At 41.1% G+C, this 21,524-nt stretch carries 23 protein-coding genes and 1 riboswitch; of the genes, 15 read left to right on the forward strand and 8 right to left on the reverse strand.

Translation table 11 applies throughout. The features are described 5' to 3' along the window. Positions 1 to 68 precede the first annotated feature (68 nt). The 3 genes from rbfA to truB are packed head-to-tail and all read left to right on the forward strand — an operon-like array spanning position 69 to position 2,270. The gene (gene rbfA / locus BLP46_RS02790; RefSeq protein WP_092975258.1) at positions 69 to 446 is read left to right on the forward strand and encodes a 30S ribosome-binding factor RbfA; all 378 of its coding nucleotides are present in this window, start codon (positions 69 to 71) and stop codon (positions 444 to 446) included. Then, positions 433 to 1,368 carry a DHH family phosphoesterase gene (locus BLP46_RS02795; protein ID WP_167669150.1) on the forward strand — a complete coding sequence of 312 codons (936 nt, stop codon included), beginning with the start codon at positions 433 to 435 and terminating at the stop codon, positions 1,366 to 1,368. The genes rbfA and BLP46_RS02795 overlap by 14 nt, the downstream gene beginning before the upstream one ends. After that, entirely contained in the window at positions 1,365 to 2,270 is a 906-nt protein-coding gene (gene truB / locus BLP46_RS02800; protein WP_092975264.1) for a tRNA pseudouridine(55) synthase TruB, read from the forward strand. Before BLP46_RS02795 ends, truB begins: the two co-directional genes overlap by 4 nt. A gap of 120 nt (positions 2,271 to 2,390) precedes the next feature. Here the strand turns inward: truB and BLP46_RS02805 are convergent, their stop codons facing one another. After that, positions 2,391 to 3,335, reverse strand: a complete 945-nt coding sequence (locus tag BLP46_RS02805) for a transketolase family protein (RefSeq protein ID WP_092975267.1) — start codon at positions 3,333 to 3,335, stop codon at positions 2,391 to 2,393. Beyond that, positions 3,335 to 4,183 carry a transketolase gene (locus tag BLP46_RS02810; protein ID WP_092975270.1) on the reverse strand — a complete coding sequence of 283 codons (849 nt, stop codon included), beginning with the start codon at positions 4,181 to 4,183 and terminating at the stop codon, positions 3,335 to 3,337. Before BLP46_RS02810 ends, BLP46_RS02805 begins: the two co-directional genes overlap by 1 nt. A gap of 216 nt (positions 4,184 to 4,399) precedes the next feature. On the opposite strand from BLP46_RS02810, the gene BLP46_RS02815 reads away from it, so the two are divergent. The 6 genes from BLP46_RS02815 (at position 4,400) to BLP46_RS02840 (ending at position 10,298) form a co-directional block, all read left to right on the forward strand. Next, positions 4,400 to 5,167, forward strand: a complete 768-nt coding sequence (locus BLP46_RS02815; RefSeq protein ID WP_092975273.1) for a type III pantothenate kinase — start codon at positions 4,400 to 4,402, stop codon at positions 5,165 to 5,167. Positions 5,168 to 5,285: 118 nt separating this feature from the next. Then, positions 5,286 to 5,885 (forward strand): ECF transporter S component, encoded by a 600-nt coding sequence (locus BLP46_RS02820; protein WP_092975276.1) that lies wholly within the window; start codon positions 5,286 to 5,288, stop codon positions 5,883 to 5,885. Positions 5,886 to 5,914: 29 nt separating this feature from the next. Further along, positions 5,915 to 6,886, forward strand: coding sequence for a biotin--[acetyl-CoA-carboxylase] ligase (locus BLP46_RS02825; protein WP_092975279.1), 972 nt, complete (start codon positions 5,915 to 5,917; stop codon positions 6,884 to 6,886). A 60-nt stretch (positions 6,887 to 6,946) separates the two neighbouring features. Next, complete coding sequence (locus BLP46_RS02830) at positions 6,947 to 7,864, forward strand: DMT family transporter (protein ID WP_092975282.1); 918 nt, start codon at positions 6,947 to 6,949, stop codon at positions 7,862 to 7,864. 53 nt (positions 7,865 to 7,917) lie between these two features. Then, entirely contained in the window at positions 7,918 to 8,580 is a 663-nt protein-coding gene (locus BLP46_RS02835) for an HAD family hydrolase (protein ID WP_092975285.1), read from the forward strand. A 5-nt stretch (positions 8,581 to 8,585) separates the two neighbouring features. Next, a complete protein-coding gene (locus tag BLP46_RS02840) occupies positions 8,586 to 10,298 on the forward strand; it encodes an alanine:cation symporter family protein (RefSeq protein WP_318259433.1) in 1,713 nt (570 codons plus the stop codon). Between the two features lie 67 nt (positions 10,299 to 10,365). Here the strand turns inward: BLP46_RS02840 and BLP46_RS02845 are convergent, their stop codons facing one another. Further along, positions 10,366 to 11,205, reverse strand: coding sequence for a helix-turn-helix domain-containing protein (locus BLP46_RS02845; RefSeq protein WP_092975288.1), 840 nt, complete (start codon positions 11,203 to 11,205; stop codon positions 10,366 to 10,368). Positions 11,206 to 11,338: 133 nt separating this feature from the next. Here BLP46_RS02845 and BLP46_RS02850 point away from each other — a divergent pair, with 133 nt between their 5' ends. From BLP46_RS02850 to BLP46_RS02865, 4 genes are all read left to right on the forward strand, one after another. After that, positions 11,339 to 12,136 (forward strand): AraC family transcriptional regulator, encoded by a 798-nt coding sequence (locus BLP46_RS02850; RefSeq protein ID WP_167669151.1) that lies wholly within the window; start codon positions 11,339 to 11,341, stop codon positions 12,134 to 12,136. A gap of 104 nt (positions 12,137 to 12,240) precedes the next feature. Beyond that, positions 12,241 to 12,780 carry a rubrerythrin gene (gene rbr, locus BLP46_RS02855; protein ID WP_092975294.1) on the forward strand — a complete coding sequence of 180 codons (540 nt, stop codon included), beginning with the start codon at positions 12,241 to 12,243 and terminating at the stop codon, positions 12,778 to 12,780. A gap of 69 nt (positions 12,781 to 12,849) precedes the next feature. Beyond that, positions 12,850 to 13,572, forward strand: a complete 723-nt coding sequence (locus BLP46_RS02860) for an NAD-dependent protein deacylase (RefSeq protein ID WP_092975297.1) — start codon at positions 12,850 to 12,852, stop codon at positions 13,570 to 13,572. 352 nt (positions 13,573 to 13,924) lie between these two features. Continuing rightward, positions 13,925 to 14,770 carry a helix-turn-helix domain-containing protein gene (locus tag BLP46_RS02865; RefSeq protein ID WP_092975300.1) on the forward strand — a complete coding sequence of 282 codons (846 nt, stop codon included), beginning with the start codon at positions 13,925 to 13,927 and terminating at the stop codon, positions 14,768 to 14,770. A gap of 127 nt (positions 14,771 to 14,897) precedes the next feature. Here the strand turns inward: BLP46_RS02865 and BLP46_RS02870 are convergent, their stop codons facing one another. From BLP46_RS02870 to lexA, 5 genes are all read right to left on the reverse strand, one after another. Beyond that, positions 14,898 to 15,788, reverse strand: coding sequence for a leucine-rich repeat protein (locus BLP46_RS02870; RefSeq protein ID WP_092975303.1), 891 nt, complete (start codon positions 15,786 to 15,788; stop codon positions 14,898 to 14,900). A 496-nt stretch (positions 15,789 to 16,284) separates the two neighbouring features. Then, on the reverse strand, positions 16,285 to 16,545 hold the full coding sequence (locus tag BLP46_RS02875) for a TIGR03905 family TSCPD domain-containing protein (protein ID WP_092975306.1): 261 nt from the start codon (positions 16,543 to 16,545) through the stop codon (positions 16,285 to 16,287). A 19-nt stretch (positions 16,546 to 16,564) separates the two neighbouring features. Further along, positions 16,565 to 16,735 (reverse strand): DUF6472 family protein, encoded by a 171-nt coding sequence (locus BLP46_RS12940; protein WP_167669152.1) that lies wholly within the window; start codon positions 16,733 to 16,735, stop codon positions 16,565 to 16,567. Positions 16,736 to 16,746: 11 nt separating this feature from the next. Beyond that, the gene (locus tag BLP46_RS02880; protein WP_092975309.1) at positions 16,747 to 17,313 is read right to left on the reverse strand and encodes an LOG family protein; all 567 of its coding nucleotides are present in this window, start codon (positions 17,311 to 17,313) and stop codon (positions 16,747 to 16,749) included. A gap of 61 nt (positions 17,314 to 17,374) precedes the next feature. After that, complete coding sequence (lexA, locus tag BLP46_RS02885) at positions 17,375 to 17,962, reverse strand: transcriptional repressor LexA (protein WP_092975312.1); 588 nt, start codon at positions 17,960 to 17,962, stop codon at positions 17,375 to 17,377. A 433-nt stretch (positions 17,963 to 18,395) separates the two neighbouring features. After that, a riboswitch (cobalamin riboswitch) is annotated at positions 18,396 to 18,533 on the forward strand. A gap of 121 nt (positions 18,534 to 18,654) precedes the next feature. Between lexA and BLP46_RS02890 the strand changes: the two genes are divergently transcribed. Together BLP46_RS02890 and BLP46_RS02895 are read left to right on the forward strand one after the other, a co-directional pair. Continuing rightward, positions 18,655 to 20,535: a dockerin type I domain-containing protein gene (locus BLP46_RS02890; protein WP_167669153.1), complete on the forward strand. Its 1,881-nt coding sequence runs from the start codon at positions 18,655 to 18,657 to the stop codon at positions 20,533 to 20,535. Between the two features lie 23 nt (positions 20,536 to 20,558). After that, a complete protein-coding gene (locus tag BLP46_RS02895; RefSeq protein ID WP_092975318.1) occupies positions 20,559 to 21,494 on the forward strand; it encodes a DUF4430 domain-containing protein in 936 nt (311 codons plus the stop codon). Positions 21,495 to 21,524 lie beyond the last annotated feature (30 nt).

Below are 21,524 nucleotides of genomic sequence, written 5' to 3' on the forward strand. Positions count from 1 at the left end.
CAGACTACTAATAATATTTAACATTGTAAGGGCGAACATCGTTCGCCCTTAAATATAAGAGGACTAAAATGGCAGGACATAGAATTGAAAGAACAACAGAAGATATAAAGCGTGAGCTTACTGCAATTTTCAGAGAATTAAAGGACCCTCGTGTTAGCGGAGCATTTTTATCAATTGTGCGTGTTGAGGTTACAAACGATTTGTCGTACTGCACGGTGTCGGTCAGTGCGATTGAGGGGATTGACCGTGCAAAACAGGCTGTTAAAGGTCTTGAATCGGCAGCGGGATTTATCCGCCGAGAGCTTGGACACAGGCTCAGACTGCGCCATGTTCCCGAACTGATATTCAAAGCAACAGACAGCATTGAATACAGCGCTCACATTAACCGTATTTTGCACGACCTTGATATTGATGACAGCGAGGAAAACAAAGATGACGATAACTGAGGTTGCGGATTACTTAAATTCACACAACAATTTTGACATTCTTACTCACGCATATCCCGACGGTGATACGCTCGGCAGCGGTTATGCGCTTTGCCTTGCACTTCAGCAAATCGGCAAAAACGCAAGGGTAATCACAACAAATATTCCAAAGAACTTTCAGTTTTTGACAGACGGCGTGCAAAAACAGGATTTTTTGACCGAAACGGTTGTCAGCACCGATGTTGCCGATGAAAAGCTTTTGGGTTCAAACAAGGAAAAATATGTGGGTAAAATTGATTTGTGTATCGACCATCATATGACAAACAAGGTTGAAGCCGAGCTTAAATATGTTGATGAAAATGCGGCGGCAAATTGTGAGAACATTTATCGTTTGCTGCTTACAATGAATATCAAAATCACCAAACAGATTGCAAATTGTCTTTACACGGGAATTTCAACGGATACAGGGTGTTTTCGCTACACAAACACAACATCGGATACTCTGAGAACAGCGGCGGCTCTTATGGATATCGGCTGTGATACGGCTTATATTAACAAGGTGATGTTTGAAACTAAATCAAAGGCAAAAGTACGCCTTGAACGTGCGGTTTATGACACAATGCTTTACTGTGCCGACGGCAAGTGCGCTATTATCAATACAACTCTCGAAATGCAAAAAGCTCTTAATATCAGCGATGACGAGCTTGAGGGGCTTGCCTCTATTCCCCGTCAGATTGAAGGCGTTTTAATCGGCATTGTGATGAGAGAAAAGGAAGGCGGCGTGTTTAAAGTTTCTGTCCGCACCAACGGTAATGTCAATGCGGCGGAATTTTGTCAAAAATTCGGAGGAGGCGGACACTCTGCGGCGGCAGGCTGTTCCGTTAACGGAAGCCTTGACGAAGTGCGCTCAAAGCTTATTTCAGCGGCGGAAGCGATACTATGAACGGACTGATTCTTATAAACAAACCGAAAGATTTTACTTCGTTTGATGTGGTTGCGGTAATGCGTAGACTTGCAAAACAAAAAAAGGCAGGTCACACAGGAACGCTTGACCCGAACGCAACGGGCGTTTTGCCTATTCTTCTCGGTTCGGCAACCAAGGCACAGGACCTGATTGTCAGTCACGACAAAACCTATATTGCTGATTTTAAGCTCGGACTCACTACCGATACGCTTGATATTTGGGGAAGGGTTACCGCCGAATATGAGTCAAATGCCGACGGTGACAGCGTAAAAAATGCCTTGCAGGATTTTGTCGGAGAAATTGAACAGATTCCCCCGATGTTTTCCGCTGTGCAAAAAGACGGCAAAAGGCTTTATGACCTTGCCCGTCAGGGAATTGAAATTGAGCGTGAAAGCCGAAAAGTAACGGTTTATGACATTGAACTTTTAAATTTTGATAACGAAACCCAGAGCGGCAGTTTTAGAATTGCCTGTTCCAAAGGAACGTATGTAAGAACCGTTATCGACGATATGGGCAAACAGCTTGGCACTGGGGCTGTAATGACAGGTTTGCAGAGAATTGAAGCCTGCGGATTTTCAATTGATGAGTGTATTACTCTTGATGAGGCGAAAAGTCTTGCCGAAAGTGAAAAACTCGAAACGGCTCTGCATTCTGTTGAAAGTTTGTTTAAGTCGTATGACAGCATAAAAATATCTCCGGCTCAGACAAAACGATTTTCTAACGGCGGTGCACTTGATTTGGCACGCACAAGGCTTAAAAACAGCAATCCCGATGACGGAAAAATTTTAAGAGTAAGTGATAATGAAAATAATTTTATCGGTCTCGGCAAGGTTGACGCTGAAAAATCCGAACTGAAGATATATAAGCTTTTCAATACATAAGTTTTTACTCACAAATTGTATAAAAGTTAATAATACATAGCAAAAAGGAACGGCGTTTTAATGCCGTTCCTTTGTTATATTATCTTTAATTTTTCAAGAATGATATAAAAATTAAATCAATCAACCTTTAACAACGTCTCTGATTACCTTGGCAATATGAGGCTGCGTGAGACCGAATTTGTCAAGAAGTTCAAGCGCAGGACCGCTGTAACCGAATACGTCGTTAACGCCGATTTTGGTTATCTTAACCGGATATTCCTCGCTTAGTACTTCGCTTACCGCACTGCCCAATCCGCCGATTACGTTGTGTTCCTCAACTGTAATAACTCTGCCTGTTTCCTTTGCAGCCTTTATAATGATTTCACGGTCAATAGGCTTGATTGTGTGAATGTTGATAAGGCGGGCGTTTATTCCCTCTGCTTCAAGCTCTTTAACGGCTTTGAGTGCTTCGTTTACAACAAGACCTGTTGCAATAACCGCAACGTCGTTGCCTTCGTGAAGCGTAATGCCCTTGCCAAGCTCAAATTTGTATGTTGATGGGTCGTTAAAGCTGTCAATTGCAAGTCTGCCGAGTCTGATGTAAACAGGACCCACATATTCAACCGCAGCCTTTGTTGCAGCCATCATTTCATAGTGGTCGGCAGGATTGATAACTACCATTCCCGGAATTGTACGCATAATTCCGATGTCTTCAATGCACTGGTGAGTTGCGCCGTCCTCGCCTGTTGAAATGCCTGCGTGGCTTCCCGCAATTTTAACGTTAAGGTGCGGATAAGCAACCGAGTTGCGGATTTGCTCAAAAGCTCTGCCTGTTGCAAACATTGCAAAAGAAGCGGCAACAGGAATCTTTCCCGCAGCAGCCATACCTGCCGCAACACCTATCATATTGCCTTCTGCAATACCGCAGTCGATGAATCTTTCGGGAAACTCTTTCTTAAAAATGCCTGTTTTTGTTGCTGCTGCAAGGTCAGCGTCAAAAACAACAATATCTTTATTTGTTTTGGCAAGCTCGCACAAAGCCATACCAAAACTCTCTCTTGTAGCCTTTTTAATAATCTCAGCCATCAGCAGTTGCCCTCCAATCTGTCAATTTCAGCCTGAAGCTCGGCTGTTGCCTGCTCATACTGTTCCTTGTTCGGGGCTGTGCCGTGCCAGCCAACCTGATTTTCCATAAATGAAACGCCCTTGCCCTTAATTGTTTTTGCAAGGATTGCAGTAGGTTTGCCTTTAATTGTTTTTGCCTTGTCAAGAGCTGATTTAATCTCTTCAAAGTTGTGACCGTCAATTTTGATTACTTCAAAACCGAAAGACTCAAACTTTTTGTCAAGCGGCTCAATTCCTGCAATTTCTTCAACAGGACCGTCAATCTGCAAGCCGTTTTGGTCAACGATTACAACAAGATTGTCAAGGTTTTGGTGAGAAGCAAACATTGCGGCTTCCCAAACCTGACCTTCCTCAACTTCGCCGTCGCCGAGAAGCGTATATACACGATAGTCTTTGTTATCAAGCTTTGCGGCAAGAGCCATACCGCACGCTGCGGAAATGCCCTGACCGAGTGAACCTGTGCTCATATCAATACCGGGTGTTCCCTTCATATCGGGATGTCCCTGAAGCATTGCGCCAACATGACGCAAAACTTTAAGCTCGTCCCACTCAAAGTAACCTTTTAGCGCAAGAATTGCATAAAGGCTCGGACAGCAATGACCTTTTGAAAGCACAAAACGGTCTCTGTCTTCCCACTTAGGCTGTTCGGGCTTAACGTTCATCTCCTTAAAATAGAGATAAGTCATAATGTCTGCCGCCGAAAGCGAGCCGCCGGGATGTCCGGATTTTGCGTGATAAGTACCGAGGATGGCACCCATTCTTGACTTTGCAGCAAGAATTTTTAGCTGCCTGATTTCTGAACTATCCATTACTACCATTCCTTTCAGTTCTTTCGGTCTGTTTCAGCCAAAACCGACCAAACATAACTAAATTTATTATACACTATATCCGCCAAATTTCAATCATTTTTTTGGAATTGTTAAAATTGTGTCAGATAATATATAATCAAGCTTGAAACAATTATGATTTATGGTATAATTAAAAATATATTTATCAATATATTATTGGAATTCGGAGGGAATTTTATGCTTTTAACCGCTGATGTTGGAAACACTAACATAAAACTCGGGCTTTTTGACGGTGATGAGTTCACCTGCAAAATTCGTTTTTCAACGGATACCTGTCAGACCAGCGACGAATTTGCGGTTGAACTTTATACTTTTTTTCAGATTTATAAGATTGACGCACAAAGCATAACTTCCTCTATTATCAGTTCCGTTGTGCCGAAGGTTACCTATCCGCTGAAAACGGCAATTCAAACCGTGACCGGGGCTAAAAGCTTTATTGTGGGACCCGGACTGAAAACAGGGCTTGATATTAAAATCGAACATCCCGAAACCCTCGGGGCGGATATTGTTGCCGGCTGCGTCGGTGCGTGCGAAAAGTATGACGGGCCGTTTATTATGATATTTATGGGGACGGCAACGGCAATTGCATATGTTGACGAAAACCACGCTTATCACGGCGGTGCGATTGCACCCGGAGTGGGAATTTCTCTTGACGCTCTGACTCAAAACGGCGCTTTGCTTTCTTCCGTGGATTTAAAAGCGCCTAAAAAGGCAATTTCGTCGAATACCACCGACTGCATACGTTCGGGCGTAATGTTCGGTACGGCTTGTATGCTTGACGGAATGATAGACAGATTTATTCAGGAGACAAAAAAGGAATGTACGGTTATTGCAACGGGTGGTTTGGCTCCGCTGATGATAAAGAACTGTACACACCAAATTGTGTTTGAAGATAACATAATTTTGGACGGACTTAATTATATTTACAAGCGAAACAAAAAATAGTTTTTGTTTTAAACCGTACATTTAATTAATTTATTGTATACACCGCCTAACGGCGTTGTAAATAAATTTGCGTTTCACCCGCATAATATAGGGTGGGGAAACAGCAGGAGGTTATATTATGTCAAAAGACAGAATCAACAACAAAACATTCAAACTTGTCGGGCTGGGGATCCTGACTGCAATCATCATTGTGCTGCAGATAGTTACCACGTTCTTTCCGACAAAACCGGTTTCAATCACGCTTGCCCTTATTCCGATAATAATCGGCGCAGCCTTTTACGGTGCAGGTGCGGGTGCGTACCTTGGCGGAGTATTCAGCGTGGTTGTTATTCTTATGTGTGTATTCGGTGCAGATGTGGGCGGCGCAATGGTTTGGAACGCCAATCCGTTTTTGTGCATTGCTGTTTGTATGTTAAAGGGCGTCGGCGCAGGCTTTGCGGCAGGTGCGGTTTATAAAGCCCTAAGCAAAAAAAGCACAACATTGGGTGCTGTTGCAGCCGGTGTGGTGTCTCCGATTGTAAATACCGGAATTTTCGTTCTTGGACTTTTCCTTTTCTTCAAACCCGTTCTTGAGGCTTGGGCAGGCGGAACAGACATTGTTTACTATGCTCTTATTACAATGACAGGCGTAAACTTCCTTGTAGAGCTTGGCGTAAACATTATCTTAAGCCCTGTTATCGTAAGAATTATTCAGGCGGTAAGCAAGAGCAAGTCCTAATTTCAATAAATATTTGCCCGGAGGTAAATATGCAGAAAAAAATACTTGAGATTCTCACAAGCGCAGAGGATTATGTTTCGGGACAATCGATTTCCGAACAGCTTGGAATATCACGCCAGGCGGTTTGGAAAGGAATCAACTCCCTTAAAGAGCGCGGATATGATATAAAATCTCTTCAGAACAGGGGCTACAAACTTGTATCTCCGCCAGAACATATGGACCAATGCATGCTTGAAAATCTCCTTGTCAACAATAAAATAATCGGAAAGAACATGATTGTTCTTGACTCCGTCGGCTCGACAAACGATTATCTTAAACAACTCGGCAGTGATGGCTGCTCCAACGGAACTGTGGTTACCACACGTGAACAGGTCAGCGGAAAAGGCAGACTTGGCAGGGTGTGGCAGAGCAAAAGAGATGAAAACATAGCGTTTTCGGTTTTGCTCAGACCCCATATGACCCCGTCGGAGGTTACGGCAATTACGCCTCTTGCAGGTCTTGCCGTGTGCAAGGCACTTAGAGATTTTACCGGGCTTGATTGTATGATAAAATGGCCCAATGATATTGTTGTGGGTCGAAAAAAGATTGTCGGAATACTTACAGAGATGAGCGCAGAATTTGATGCAGTGGAGTACACTGTGACAGGAATCGGAATCAATGTTGACCAAGCGGTTTTTCCGGAAGAAATAGCTTACAAAGCCACCTCGGTTTTGCTTGAAACAGGAAGACATTTTGACAAAAACAAGCTGCTTGCCTGTGTTCTTGAACACCTTGAGGCTGAATTTTTAAGCAATAATCTTGAGTTGACACCGACTGCTCTTGCAGAGTACAGCGATATGTGCATTTCAATCGGCAAAAGCGTTACTTTTCAGCGAGGCACACGCAGAATAAGCGGTATGGCTGTTGGCGTTGAAAATGACGGTGAACTGAAAATTATGCTTTCCGACGGCACAATCTGCAATGTAAATTCGGGCGAAGTTACCGTTCAGGGAATTTATTAAAAGAAGCGGTTGGGCAATTGACTTTACCCGACCGCTGTTTATTTATGATATTATTTGTTTATGAAAATACAGAATCTGTTTCAAAGTCGAATATTTGCCTATTTTGCGGCAGTTTTTTGCACGTTGCTTTGGGGAACGGCGTTTCCGTTTATAAAACTGGGGTATTCGTCGTTTGAGATTGCCGAAAGTGACATCGGCTCAAAACTTCTGTTTGCAGGGTTAAGGTTTGCAATTGCAGGAGTTATGGTATTGGTTTTTCTTTGCGTGTGTGAACGAAAATTCACGCTTCCCAATAAAGATGAAATTTTGCCTGTTACGGTTCTCGGCTTGGTTATGACGGCAGGTCAGTATATTTTTACATACATCGGCATAGGATTTACAAGCGGTACAAACACCTCGATAATTACCGCCTGCGCTTCATTCTTTACCGTGCTTTCGGCTCCGCTGTTTTTTAAAAATGACAAACTTACCGCTTTTAAGGTAATAGGCTGTGCGCTCGGTTTTGCAGGAGTTCTTGCAATAAACAGGGGCGGAAAAATAAGCGTTGACACTTTGTTTGGCGATGTTATGATACTTGTCTCAACACTGTGCTCGGCAGCAGGAAATATACTTTCAAAAAAGCTTGCAAACGGCAGAAATCCTGTAAAGATAACGGCGTTTCAGCTTTTAATCGGCGGTATTGTGCTTACAATAATCGGTCTTGCGTGCGGCGGCAGACTCAGCTTTGAAAAAATGCAAAGTTCTTTTATTTTGCTTTGGCTTGCTTTTGTGTCGGCTGCTGCGTTTACAATATGGACAGCATTGTTGAAATATCATCCGGCAAGCAAAATCACGGTTTTTAACTTGCTTGTGCCGATTTTCGGCACGGTTCTTTCGGGACTTATGCTTGGGGAAAACGTTTTCAGAATTGAAACTCTTGTGTCACTTGTTTTGATTTCACTCGGTATTGCAGCCGTAAATTTTCAAAAAAAGACGTGAGAAATTAAATTGTCAGAAAATTAATATGCGGCGTTAAATAAAAGGTGGGTTATATGAAAATAAAGGGCGTAATTTCAGATATGGACGGTGTTATACTCGACAGCGAAAAGCTGTATGTGCGCTTTTGGTGCGAGGCGGCAAATTTTTACGGCTACCCTATGCAAAGACAGCACGCACTCAGCATTCGCTCAATGGCTCGTCCTCTTGCGTCGGAAAGGTTAAAGGGTTATTTTGGCGAGGGTTTTGATTATCATGCGGTTCACGACAAGCGGATTGAATTGATGGATAAATTTATAAATGAAAACGGAATTGAGCCAAAACCGGGTGCAAAAGAGCTTTTGCGGTATTTAAAAGATAATAACTATAAAACAGCGCTTGCAACCGCAACCGCATTTGAGCGCACCAAAAAATATCTCGAACAGGTTGACCTTTATAAGTACTTTGACGAGATAGTTTGCGCCTCAATGGTAAAATGCGGAAAGCCCAAGCCTGATATTTATTTTTTTGCAGCCGAAAAATTAAGTTTGAAATCGCAGGAATGTGTTGCGCTTGAAGATTCGCCTAACGGAATAATTTCGGCAAGTTCTGCCGGATGCAAGACTGTGATGGTGCCTGACCTTGACGGACCAACGGATGATATAAAACCGCTTCTGTTTGCCGTGGCAAACGGTGCGGAAGATGTTATACGTATTCTGAAAGATTGCGACGAGGAGTGAACTAAGTGGATTTAATTACAGAAATTGCAAATCATTTGGACGAGTTCTTATGGGGCGTGCCGATGATAGTCATCTTGCTTGGCACACACATCTATATGACCGTGCGAACAAGATTTATGCAGCGCAAAACCTTTAAGGCGATTCGTTTGTCGGTAACCAAAGACCCGGACAGTGACGGAGACATAAGCCCGTTTCAGTCTTTGACAACTGCCCTTGCTTCCACAATCGGAACGGGTAATATTGTCGGGGTAGGTACAGCGGTTGCCCTTGGCGGAGCGGGAGCTGTTTTCTGGTGTTGGCTTACAGGTGTGTTTGGCATAGCCACAAAATATGCAGAATCGTTGATAGCGGTAAAATATCGTGTGAAGACCAAGGACGGAAAAATGCTTGGCGGAGCGATGTATGCTATTGAACGCGGTATTCATCCGAAAATCGGAGGCAAAAAAAGAAGTATGAAGTGGCTTGCCGTTTTATTTGCCGTATTTGCCGTTTTGGCTTCGTTCGGCATAGGCGTGGGCGTTCAGACAAATGCAATTTCTAATATTTTGGACAGTGCGTTCAACAAATCCCTTGTATGCGACCTTGGCTTTATCAATTCAAGCAAGGACACCGACATCACTTTTGACGGTTACGGAAAAATTTATGATGAAAATATGTGGACTGATTTTTCCGCTCAGTCCGATGACGATTATATTTACATAAACAATTCAAATAATTGGAAATCACCGTGCGTTTATTATACAACCAACGAGAGCGATGAGTGGGTCGGAGTTGGTATGACTGAGCTTGACGACCAGCCGAATGTGTTCAGAGCTTCAGTCCCCGACAATGCCGACAAAATTATGTTTACCGACAAGGGAATTTCTCTTGTTTCTCTTATTGCCGGACTTGTTACAACGTTTTGCATAGCTCTTGTAATTTTCGGCGGAATCAAAACCATTTCAAGAGTGTGTGAAATGCTTGTTCCGTTTATGGCTATAATGTATGTTGTGGGATGCATTATAATTCTGATTATAAACGGCGACGTGTTGTGGCAGACAATAACAACGATTGTTACTTCGGCATTTTCCCCGAGAGCTCTCGGCGGCGGAATGACGGGCGCAGGAATAATGCTTGCGGCAAGATATGGTGTTGCCAGAGGACTTTTCAGCAATGAATCAGGTATGGGTTCGGCTCCGATTGTAGCTTCTGCCGCTCAAACCAGAAACCCTGTAAGACAGGCGCTTGTTTCGGCAACGGGAACATTTTGGGATACCGTTGTTGTGTGCCTTATGACAGGTCTTGTGGTTGTAAGTTCCTGCATTAAAAATCCTGATATTGATACTGTAAACATTGAGGGCGGAAGACTGACCTCAGCAGCCTTTGCTCAGATTCCGATTATCGGAACTCCGGTTTTGGTTGTGGGAATTGTTCTGTTTGCATATTCGACAATCCTCGGCTGGTCGTATTACGGCGAAAGGTGTATTGAATATCTTTTCGGCAAGAAGGGCACCGTTCCTTACAAAATTTTGATAGTAGTTATTTTGGCAATTGCTCCGGTGGTTTCAATAGACCTTGTTTGGACTATGTCAAACATCTTCAATGCACTTATGGCTTTGCCGAATATCTTTGCGATTATAGCGCTTACTCCGGTTATTGTTAAAGAAACCGATTATTATCTGTATGGCAACAGACTGGATGAAAGGGATACAACTCCGATTCCGACAGTAAACAAGTAAATCATTTATATAAAATAATAATGGCAGCTGATTTTATCAGCTGCCATTAGTTTATGATACAAAAATTTTATTTTTTCAAAAGTTTTTTCTTATACTGTGCAGGTGTGCAATTGTATACCTTTTTGCACTGTGTAATGAATGATTTAACGTTTGCAAATCCGTTTTCAAATGTTGCGTCAGATACGGTCGAGTTTTTGGTAAGCATATCTTCAATTGCATTTTCAAGTCTGAGGTTTGCAAGGTATTCCGAAAAACTTACGTGTGTAACGCTCTTGAAATACTTTGAAAAATAAGACGGAGAAAGATTTACAACGGCAGAAATTTCGTCGAGCGGAATTTCGTGCTTAAAGTTTTCATTTATATATGCGATTGCAGTCTTTGCGTACGAGAAATCGCGCTTTGGCAATACTACCGATGCGGAAGCACGGCGGAAGTATACACAGTTTTTAAGAAGAATATAATAAAGATTGTTTACGTTAGCAACCTGAAGCAGGTCTGAATAATCATCATCACTGCTGACAACGTCGGCAATCTTTTTGAGTTCGTCAATAATGCGAGCTTTTACATCAGGCTTTTCCGTAACATCAAAGAAAACGCTGTCAATCGGTTTGCAGAACATTCTCATATACTCAAAAGAAAGCTGGATGCACAAAAGTTCACAGCTTGTTCCGTTTACGGGGCGTACAAGATGGACGTCTTCGCTGTTGAATAATATAAAATCGTTTTCCTCAATAATTTTCACTTCACCGTTATGTGAACACTCACATCGTCCGTTAATAACATACACAATTTCAGTTTCTCTGTGCCATTGAAGCTCTGCCTTCTGAGTGTCAGAATTTAGGTTCAGATGCATAATGGTTGCAGGAATGTTTTTATTATAGTTAATAACATCATACTTATAATCCATTTCCTATACCCCTTACAAATTATTATTGAAATTTTGTTGAAATTATTATATCATATTTAGTATAATCAAGTGATATGTCAACTGCTATGTATAAATGTTAGTTTTATAGGGATAAATGTTGTGTGAGAGTGTTATGAATGAATTTTCAGGATACAGTTCAATAAATTGTTTTTGTTATTTTTGCGGAAAATGTGAAAAAGCAACAAAACCGATAAATATAAAAATATCAAAAGACACATATAAACTCTTTTATCTTACCGACGGCGAGTGTACAATTTTTGTTGATGAAACAAAATTCGTACTTTCAAGACACCAGTCGTTTATGGTCTTTCCAAACCAGCGTGTGGTTATGCAGCCCAACCCTGAGATAACAGTTTCTCTTAACTGGGTTGAGTTCAGCGGAAATGTTGCAATGTCAATACTTTCACAGACAACTTTTTGCAGAGAATTTCCTGTTGTCGGAGAAATTGATGTTCCGCATTTTGAAGATTACTTTTTTATTCCCGACAGCGGAGCTCAGCCTGCGTGTTATCAGTTCAGAGCAGGAGCGGCAATTGTAATTCTTCTTTCGTTTTATATGGAGTATTTCCCTAAAAGAGAGTCAGATTTTAATATATATGTTGAATCCGCCCTAAATTTTATTGAGCGAAATTTTCAGAATGTGCACCTTTCCGTTCAGCAGGTCGCAGACTATGTAAAACTGGACCGTACGTACCTTTACAGACTGTTTAAACAGCAGATGGGAATGTCGATTGTTGAATATATCAACAGGCGCAGAGTTTCAAGGGCAGAGGTTATGTTAATTGATATGCAAATTTCGGTGAAGGACGTTGCGTTTTCTGTGGGATTTTCGGACCCAATGTATTTTTCCCGAGTGTTTAAACGCCTTAACGGAATAACTCCGACAAAATTTAAAGCCGCAACCTGTTAGTCTGCGATGAATAAGAAAGGTCTAATTTGCTATACTAAATACAGCCGAAAACGAGTATAACTGCTTAATTTATCGGTGATAAGTAAACAAGCAAAGGAGAACTTATTATGGAACTTAAGGGTTCAAAAACCGAAAAAAACCTTGAAGCTGCTTTTGCGGGCGAGTCATTGGCACGCAATAAATACACATATTATGCGGCAAAGGCGAAAAAAGACGGATATGTTCAGATTGCGGATATATTTGAAGAAACCGCAAACAACGAGAAAGAACACGCAAAAATTTGGTATAAGCTTCTTAACAACGGTGTCAGCGATACAAAGGAAAATCTTAATGCCGCCGCAGCAGGGGAAAATTATGAATGGACTGATATGTATCCCAAGTTTGCAAAAGTGGCAAAAGAAGAAGGTTTTGATGATATAGCCGCTTTGTTTGAAAAGGTTGCGGAGATTGAAAAACATCACGAAAATAGATTTAAAAAACTGCTTGAAAATGTGAATGGAAATCTTGTGTTTTCAAAGGATAATGACGTTGTGTGGCAATGCAGCAATTGCGGACATATATGTATCGGGAAAAAGGCTCCCGAGGTTTGCCCGGTCTGTTCACATCCGCAAAGCTATTTCATGATAAATCCCGTTAATTTTTAGCATATAAACTTTGCTCTCTGTGCAGTAAATGTACAGAGAGCGTATTTGAATTGAAAAGAGAGTATAAATATGAGTGATTTTGAAGAGCTTCAAAACGTTATTGACAAAAGCAAAAGAATAGTGTTTTTTGGCGGCGCAGGTGTGAGCACCGAAAGCGGGATTCCTGATTTTCGCAGTGTTGACGGTCTTTATAATCAAAAGTATGATTATCCGCCTGAGCAAATTTTAAGCCACAGCTTTTTTGAGAAAAACACCGAAGAATTTTACAGGTTTTACAGAGACAAAATGCTTTGCCTTGATAAAAAGCCCAACAAGGCTCATCTGAAAGTTGCTGAACTTGAAAAAGCGGGTAAGCTAATTGCTGTTGTTACACAAAATATAGACGGACTTCATCAAGCGGCAGGAAGCAAAAATGTTTTTGAACTGCACGGAAGCGTGCTGAGAAACTACTGCCGAAAGTGCGGAAAATTTTATTCTGCCAAATACATAAAAAACAGCTGCGGCGTCCCCGAATGTGAGTGCGGCGGTGTTGTCAAGCCTGATGTTGTACTTTATGAGGAGGGGCTTGACGACAGAACGGTAAACGGGGCGATAAGCGCAATTGAAAGTGCAGATACGTTGATTATTGCAGGCACAAGCTTGACTGTGTATCCTGCCGCAGGATTTGTCAGATTTTTCAGAGGCGAAAACATTGTATTAATCAACTGTGATAAAACGCCGTTTGATTCTCAGGCAACTTTGGTGTTCCACGAAAAGGTCGGCGAGTTGTTGGATAAAATAAAAGTAAATTAAAGGCGAATTTGAATTTAATTGTATTACGGTTTTGTATTTATATTCTTGTGTCTTGAATATGTTTTTTAGTCGGACCAGACAGGGAAGATTATAGTTAAATACTGTGTATTAAGAAATTTTTGAGTGTAAACTTTGGTTTGAATTTTAAATTTTCTTTTATTTCAGCATATTTTTAAATAGCTTTTTAATAATTTGCGGTAAAAAAATCATCAGGCATAAAATTGCCGCAAAGCCGCATAAAACCTGGGGTGCAACCGACGGTTGCGGAATTGAAAACTAAAATGTATTGCACTGTGTCAAACTTTTTTCGTATAATTAGGGCACAAAATAAATTGAATTTCGGAGGGTATTTATGAATATTGAAATAGCAAACAGACTTTATCAGTACAGAAAGAAAAATAACCTTTCACAGGAAGAGCTCGCAGCCAAAATCGGTGTAAGCCGTCAGGCGGTTTCAAAGTGGGAACGTGCAGAGGCGTCTCCCGATACCGATAATCTTATCCTGCTTGCCAAGCTTTACGGTGTTACTCTTGATGACCTTTTACAGGGAGAAAGCGAACCTCAAAAGGCAGAAAATTGTGAACAGTCTCAAAAGGAAGCGCAGGAAGAACAGAGCGATGACGGATTTGCTCCCGACCCCGACGCAAACTATACTAAATGTGATAAGGTAAGTTTCAAAAAGGGAATACATATTCACTCAAAGGACGGAGACAAGGTTGATATAAGTTTTAAAGACGGCGTGAACGTTATTGACAGTGACGGTTCAAGAGTCAGCGTAAACCGCCATGGTGTGAATGTTTCTGAAAACGGAAAAACCAAAGTATATACTGATGAAAACGGTGATGTCCATTACAGCGACGACGTAAAAGAAAAATCAAACCACAAAAAGAGTACGTTTATGATGTTTCCATATTATCTTATCACGGCTGTTGCTTACATAGTGTTTGGATTGTTCAACATTTGCGGCGGATTTGCGTATGGCTGGATTGTTTTTTTGACTATTCCGCTTTATTACACGACTGTTGAAGCAATAATCAAGAGAAAACCAAGTGCGTTTTGTTTTCCCGCACTTGTTGTAATTGTGTATCTTATTTTTGGCTTCGGTTGGCGGTTATGGCATCCGTCGTGGGTGATATTTCTCTCAATTCCTGTTTATTACAGTATGTGCAGCTTCTTTAAGCACAGAAAAGACAATTAAAATGCTTATGTCCTAAGCGTAAAAATCCGTTTTTATACGGCGGATAAAGTAAAAGTGCTTCGGCGGGAGATTTAATCTCCCGCCGAAACACTTTAAATAGCTAATGCTCTTTCACTTTTTGTTCCAATTAAATAATTGCAGGCTTTCCGACATTCCCTGTATTTGAATAACCACCGACAATATATTTTTGAATCAAAGTTACATCAAAAACTGAAACTCCACCGTCACCGTTCACGTCGCCAAAAATTTTGTCATCAGATATAACAATAAAAGGAATGTTATGCTCATCTGCATATTCTTGAGCATATGAGTCTTCATATCCGTATATAGTTAAACTTTTGCAACCGTAAAAGGCTTTATCATCAATCCATGAAACACTTTCAGGGATTGTAATGTTCGTTAAGTTTGTACAACCGGAAAGACCCCACTTACCAATACTTGAAACACCATCATGTATTGTGATACTTGTTAAGTTTGTGCAGCAGGAAAAAACATCATTACCAATCCATGTAACACTCTCAGGGATTGTTATGTTCGTTAGACCTTTGCAATATCCAAAAGCCTTGTTACCAATACTTGTAACGCCGTCAGGAATTTGATAATCTCCGGCTTTTCCGATTGGATAAGCTATAAGGGTATCTTGTGCTTTATTAAATAAAACTCCGTCTACGCTCGAATACACACTGCTGTTTTTATAAGCCGTTATGCTCGTTAAGTTATCGCAACCGATAAAAGTTGATGCACTAATGCGTGTAACACCGTCAGGGATTTTTATGCTTTTTACACTTGTGCAGCCTTTAAAAGTATAATCTAAAAAGGTAACCTTATGTCCCAAAATATCATACGGAATTGTAACGCTTGCGGCTGAACCAATGTATTTGGTTAATGTGCAAGTATTATCTTCCTCCACATAATATTTAAAGTCATGATAGGTTTTCTCCACATAATATTCAGAGTCATAATAGGTTTCCTCCGCAGATACCCTGAACGGCGCACACATCATTACACCAATCAGCATTACAACGGCTAATATTGCCGAACCCGCTTTTGTTGTTTTTTTTTACTTTCTTCATTTGTTTTCCTCCTCAAAATAAAAACTGTATAGCCGAAGCTACGCATAAAAATACATAACTCCGATTGTCGCAAACAAATTCTCAATGTTGCCTGAATGTTTGAAATCAGAGTCCATATTAACTGAGATAAAAAAGCACAATTATCAGGCAATAAAATTATTAAAATTTGTTTTTTAATTTCATTTTATCAGCAATTTAAGCTTATGTAAACGGTTAATTAGGTAATGTCTATAATTCTGTTGGTTTTGTATACTAAATAAATACAACTTTTGTATAAAAGCTCTATAATCTTAGTGCAACTATCCTCGTTGCCATTGAGGCAGTGGACATCTGCACTACGTTATAATAACAAAAGCCGCATTAAACGATTAAGTTTAATGCGGCGATTTTTTGCAATACAATATTATAATTAAATTCAGATTTTATATAGATTAGAAAAGCTTAGCCTGCAAGTTCCTCGTTATAGGCCTGTCTTACAGCCTTTGCAAGCTGGTCTGCACAAGAGGTCTGACGAAAGCCGCAGGTGTTGCCAAGCAATTTTTCTTCAATCTGTTCAACGGTCCAGCCGTCAACAAGTTTTGAAATTGCCTTGAGGTTGCCGTTACAGCCGCCCTTGAATTTTATGTTTGTTATAACATTTCCGTCAATGTGAAAGCTGATTTCCATTGAACAGACGCCCTTGGTTATATAAGTATAATCCATATTATCAGTCTCCCTGTTTTTAATTTTGTTTCCTTACAATTTTATACTCATCATAAAGTTGAAAATAATGACATTGACTTACGTTTTGGGTCAAAAACTTTTCCATTTCGTCCTCGTCAAGGTCAATGCTGCAATAATCGCCAAATTCTTCATCGGTTACATAATGAGCACACATCTCGCAGTTATCCATTTTAACCTCCGTTATTCCTTATATTTGTCATATGAAAACGGTTTGTAGTTATCAAGCTGCTCGAAAATTTCTTCTTCATTTTTTGCAATGGAATAAAGTTTGTTGCAGTTTTCTGTCATAAACTTTTCATCAACGGCATTTTTCATCATGGCAATCATTGAATCGTAATAATTGCGGACATTGTAAATTATTATCGGTTTTGTGTGCCTTTTGAGCTGCTTTAGGGTTAATACCTCAAAAAATTCCTCAAATGTTCCCATTCCGCCCGGGCAGATTAAAAAGGCGTCGGACTTGTCTTCCATTATACCTTTGCGCTCACGCATTGTTTCTGTAAAAATCAGCTCTGTGCATTGGTCATAAAGGACATTCATTTCTACAAAAAACTTTGGACTTACGCCGATAAGTTTTCCCTTTTTTTTGGCAACTCCGCGTGCGGTTGCGCCCATTACTCCGTATTTTCCTGCGCCAAAAACAACTCCGCAGTTTCTTTTTGCGATTGAAAAACCAAGATGTTCGGCTGAATCAAGAAATTCCTTGTTTATATTTTCGCTTGATGAGCCGAATACACATATATTCATATTAAAACTCCTGTCTAAATAAATTCGTATATATATTATGCTGAATAATTCGCAAAAATAATCAGTAATATCTTATGACTGAAATAACCTTCCCCAACAGCACAACTTCATCTACAATAATGGGTTCAAAGCTGTCGTTTTCCGGTTGTAATCTGAAATGGCCGTTTTCTTTATAAAAGCGTTTAACGGTTGCTTCGTCACCGACAAGCGCAACCACAATTTCTCCGTTTTCCGCAACGGGAGTGCGGTTTACAATCACAATGTCGTTGTCAAGAATACCGGCGTTTATCATACTTTCGCCCTGAACACGCAGTGCAAAAAGCTCTTTGCCGCGTTTGAGGTGTTTGGGAACCGGAACATAGCACTCAATGTCTTCAACAGCAAGTATGGGAATACCTGCCGCAACACGACCGAGCACGGGTACGGACGCAGACTTTTCTTCGCCTGTAATGCGAATACAGCGATTCACGCCGTGTTCCCGTTCGATAAGTCCCTTTTCTTCAAGTGCTTTAAGGTGGTGGTGTACCGTCGAAGTGGAGCTTAAACCGGTTTGTTCGCAAATTTCACGCACCGACGGAACTCTGCCGTCAACAGAACATTCCTTGAGGTAGTCAAGTATCTTTTGTTGGCTTTTGCTTAACGGTTTCATATTATCACACCTTTCCGCTTAAATTATATCATACAATAATTCGAAAATCAAACATTTGTTTTATAAATTTAGTAAAATTACGGATATATTTTTGAAAAGAAAACCAAACAGTGAACTTCAGCCCTATTTCAGTTTAAGTTCAAGATACTTTCAGGATAAGTTCACACAGTTTTCATAATACTGTTGTTTAATATAACCGTACTCAAAAGACGGAACCGCAACCGTCAGAGTATATTGTTCTACCCTCCTCAATATGAACCGACATAGAGGTTCATATTTGTACCCCTCATTTTTTAAAGAACAGGAAAACGCCGGACAGAAATGTCCGGCGTTTTCATTTGTTCTTTTATACATTAAAATCCTTGCGTTGTCTGAGCAATATGCTTTTCCTTGACACGTAATTTTTATTATGATAAAATTAATCAAATTATAATATGTATTTCAGATGTGCGGTTCACGGCGGATAAGTTCGCTGTGGTAAAGGGAATATCGGTGTGAATCCGAAGCAACAGCCATTACTGTGTTTGACCAAGGTCATAAGTCAGGTTACTTCCGCATTTCTGCGGATAATGCTTTCTTGGGCAAAAGAAGAAACGCACCGATTTTTGTACTGTTTGTGCAGTACAGCTTTGTTGTGCTTTCCTTTTGGAAGGCTTTTTTTATGCCTTCAATATATTTACGGAGGAATTGCTATGAAAACAATTAAAAGATTAACCTCGCTTGTTTTGACGGCAACTGTTATTACGTCTTTTTCGGCAGTTGGAATAAGTGCAAATGCAGCCGAAAACGACAAGGTGAGAGTTATTGTCAGCAACGATGTCTTTTCAAAAGCGGACGGAGCTGCCTGGGATGGCACTCTTGTTGATGAATGGGTGGATATTGACGAAAATTCCACAATGCTTTCATCGGTTGTAAAAGCTCTTGAAAATCACGGCTATACTCAGACGGGCGCAGACAGCGGCTATTTTAGCGAAATAAACGGCCTGTCATCCTCAGACTGCCAGATGGGCGGCTGGATGGGTACGCTCAACGATTGGTTTACAAACGAACTTTTCGGCTATTATACCGTTGCTAACGGCACACTTGAAGCAGGCGATGAAATAAACCTGCAATATACAAAGTCTTACGGTGTTGACATCGGCTCGGATTGGAGCGACAACACTACCGCTCTTGCTTATGCGGAGTTCAGCGTCGGAACACTTTCTCCCGAGTTTGACCCTGAGGTTACCGATTATACCCTTACAGTTCCCTCAGATACCAAAAGCATTGCCGTCACACCGACAGCGTTCAACAAAAACTATCAGGTAAGAACTTACAAGAATGAATACACACCCGCTGAGAACGGTACAGAATACAAAAGAAATTCTGATATTTCGGTAGTTGACGGCGACAAAATTATTATAGGTGTAGGCAGTGATAAATGGCCGTCAATGAATTACAGCGCAGGCGGCATAGAGTATACCTTTACAGTAAAATTTGAGCAGGAAGAGACAGCAAAGGCAGTTTCCGAAAAGTTAAAGTCAACTTCCGACTATTTGCTTACTCTAAGCACTCCGAGCGTTGGCTCTGTTGGCGGAGAGTGGAGTGTACTCGGTCTTGCGAGAAACAACACAATATCCGATTCTTTTGCAAACGGATATTATGCAAATCTTGAAAACTATGTAAAAGAAAAGGGTTCTTCAACCCTCAGCAAAAACAAATCAACAGACAATTCAAGAGTTATTCTTGCCCTTTCCGCAATCGGCAAAGACGCAAGAAACGTTGCAGGCTATAATTTGCTTGAACCATATGCGGATTTTGAATATGTAAATTGGCAGGGAATCAACGGACCTGTATTCGCACTCATTGCTCTTGACACATACGGCTACGATATTCCGACAGACAGCTCGGTTTCAGAGCAGACAACAAGAGAAAAGCTTGTTGATTACATCCTTGAAAATGCGCTTGAAAACGGCGGCTGGACATTTTTCGGAACAACTGCCGACCCTGATATGACCGGAATGGCAATTCAGGCTCTTGCACCTTATTACAATACCAATGAAGCTGTAAAGACGGCTGTTGACAAAGCTGTGGGCGTACTTTCTGATATGCAGAAGAGCAACGGCGGATTTGCTTCCTGGGGAACCGTAAAATCAGAAAGCTGTGCTCAGGTTGTTACTGCACTTGCAAGCATAGGCATTAATCCCGACAAAGACAGCAGATTTGTAAAAGAGGGCGGCAGCGCAGTTGACGCTTTGCTTTCATTCGGCTGTGAAAACGGATTTAAGCATACCGCAGACGGAAGCTATAACCAAATGGCAACAGAACAGGGCTTTTATGCACTTGTTGCATATAACAGATTTATAAACGGAAACAATTCGCTTTACGATATGACAGATGCATCTCCCGACAGCGTAAAATATGATGTTGACGGCAACGGTTATGTTGATGTTTCCGACGCAACAATTATTCAGAAGTACCTTGCAGGCACGGCAAAGCTTTCTTCAACTCAAATTGCAAGGGCTGACGTTGACAACGACGGAAGTGTAACGGTTGTTGACGCAACATTTATTCAAAAACAACTTGTAAAATGATTTAATTATCGGCGGCGAAAAATATGAAATCTTTAATTACTAAAATCATAAATTTCATAAAGCAGCACAAAACGGCAGTTATTTCAAGTTTGGCTGTGGTTTTGGTACTTGCGGCGTCCTTTGTGTTTTTCGGAAACGAGAGTCCAAATTCTCAGAAAGAGCTTACAAAAAGCTCGTATTCGGCAGAAGACAGCACCGATGAAACTCAAAAATCGGATTTAATTGTTTCCGCAACTGAGAGCTCCAAAAGTACCGAACCGCAAAACTCAGAATCTTCCAAATCGGATGAAAGCTCAAACTCTGCGGCTGATGACAATAAAGGGAAAACCGACAGCGGCGAATCCTTTGTGCAGAATCAGACGGTTGTTGAGCCTAATGTCTCGCCGAGTCCGTACGGAGACAACCAATCTCATCAAGATTCTGAATCGAAACAGGAATCGGAAAGTTCTTCTTCCGACGGAAAAGATAAATATCTTACCGACCCGATACCCGAGGGCAAGCCAAAACCGGTAGAACCTCAGGACCAGGAAATTGAGGACAAAACACTTTATTGTACGTTCTCAATCTCTTGTGCGACTATACTTGATAATATGAAGAGCCTGAGAAAGCATAAGGCAGACCTTGTTCCATCTGACGGCTGGATTTTAAAACCGCAAAAGGTTGAATTTAATGAGGGAGAGTCTGTGTTTGACGTGCTTCAGCGTGTGTGCAAAGAAAACAAGATTCATATGGAAGCGTCGTGGACTCCGATTTATAATTCCTCATATGTTGAGGGAATCGCCAATTTGTATGAATTTGACTGCGGTAATCAGTCGGGCTGGATGTATAAGGTAAACGATTGGTTTCCAAATTACGGCTGTTCACGTTATGAGCTAAAAAACGGCGACACGGTTGAATGGAAGTACACCTGCAAAGGTTACGGATTTGATGTTGGCGCATCAATGCCGATGGGCGGCTAATCAGCGGCAAAAGAATTTTGCTCCACTGAT

This window comes from Ruminococcus sp. YE282 (genome assembly GCA_900101355.1).
GTDB lineage: Bacteria > Bacillota > Clostridia > Oscillospirales > Acutalibacteraceae > Ruminococcoides > Ruminococcoides bromii_A.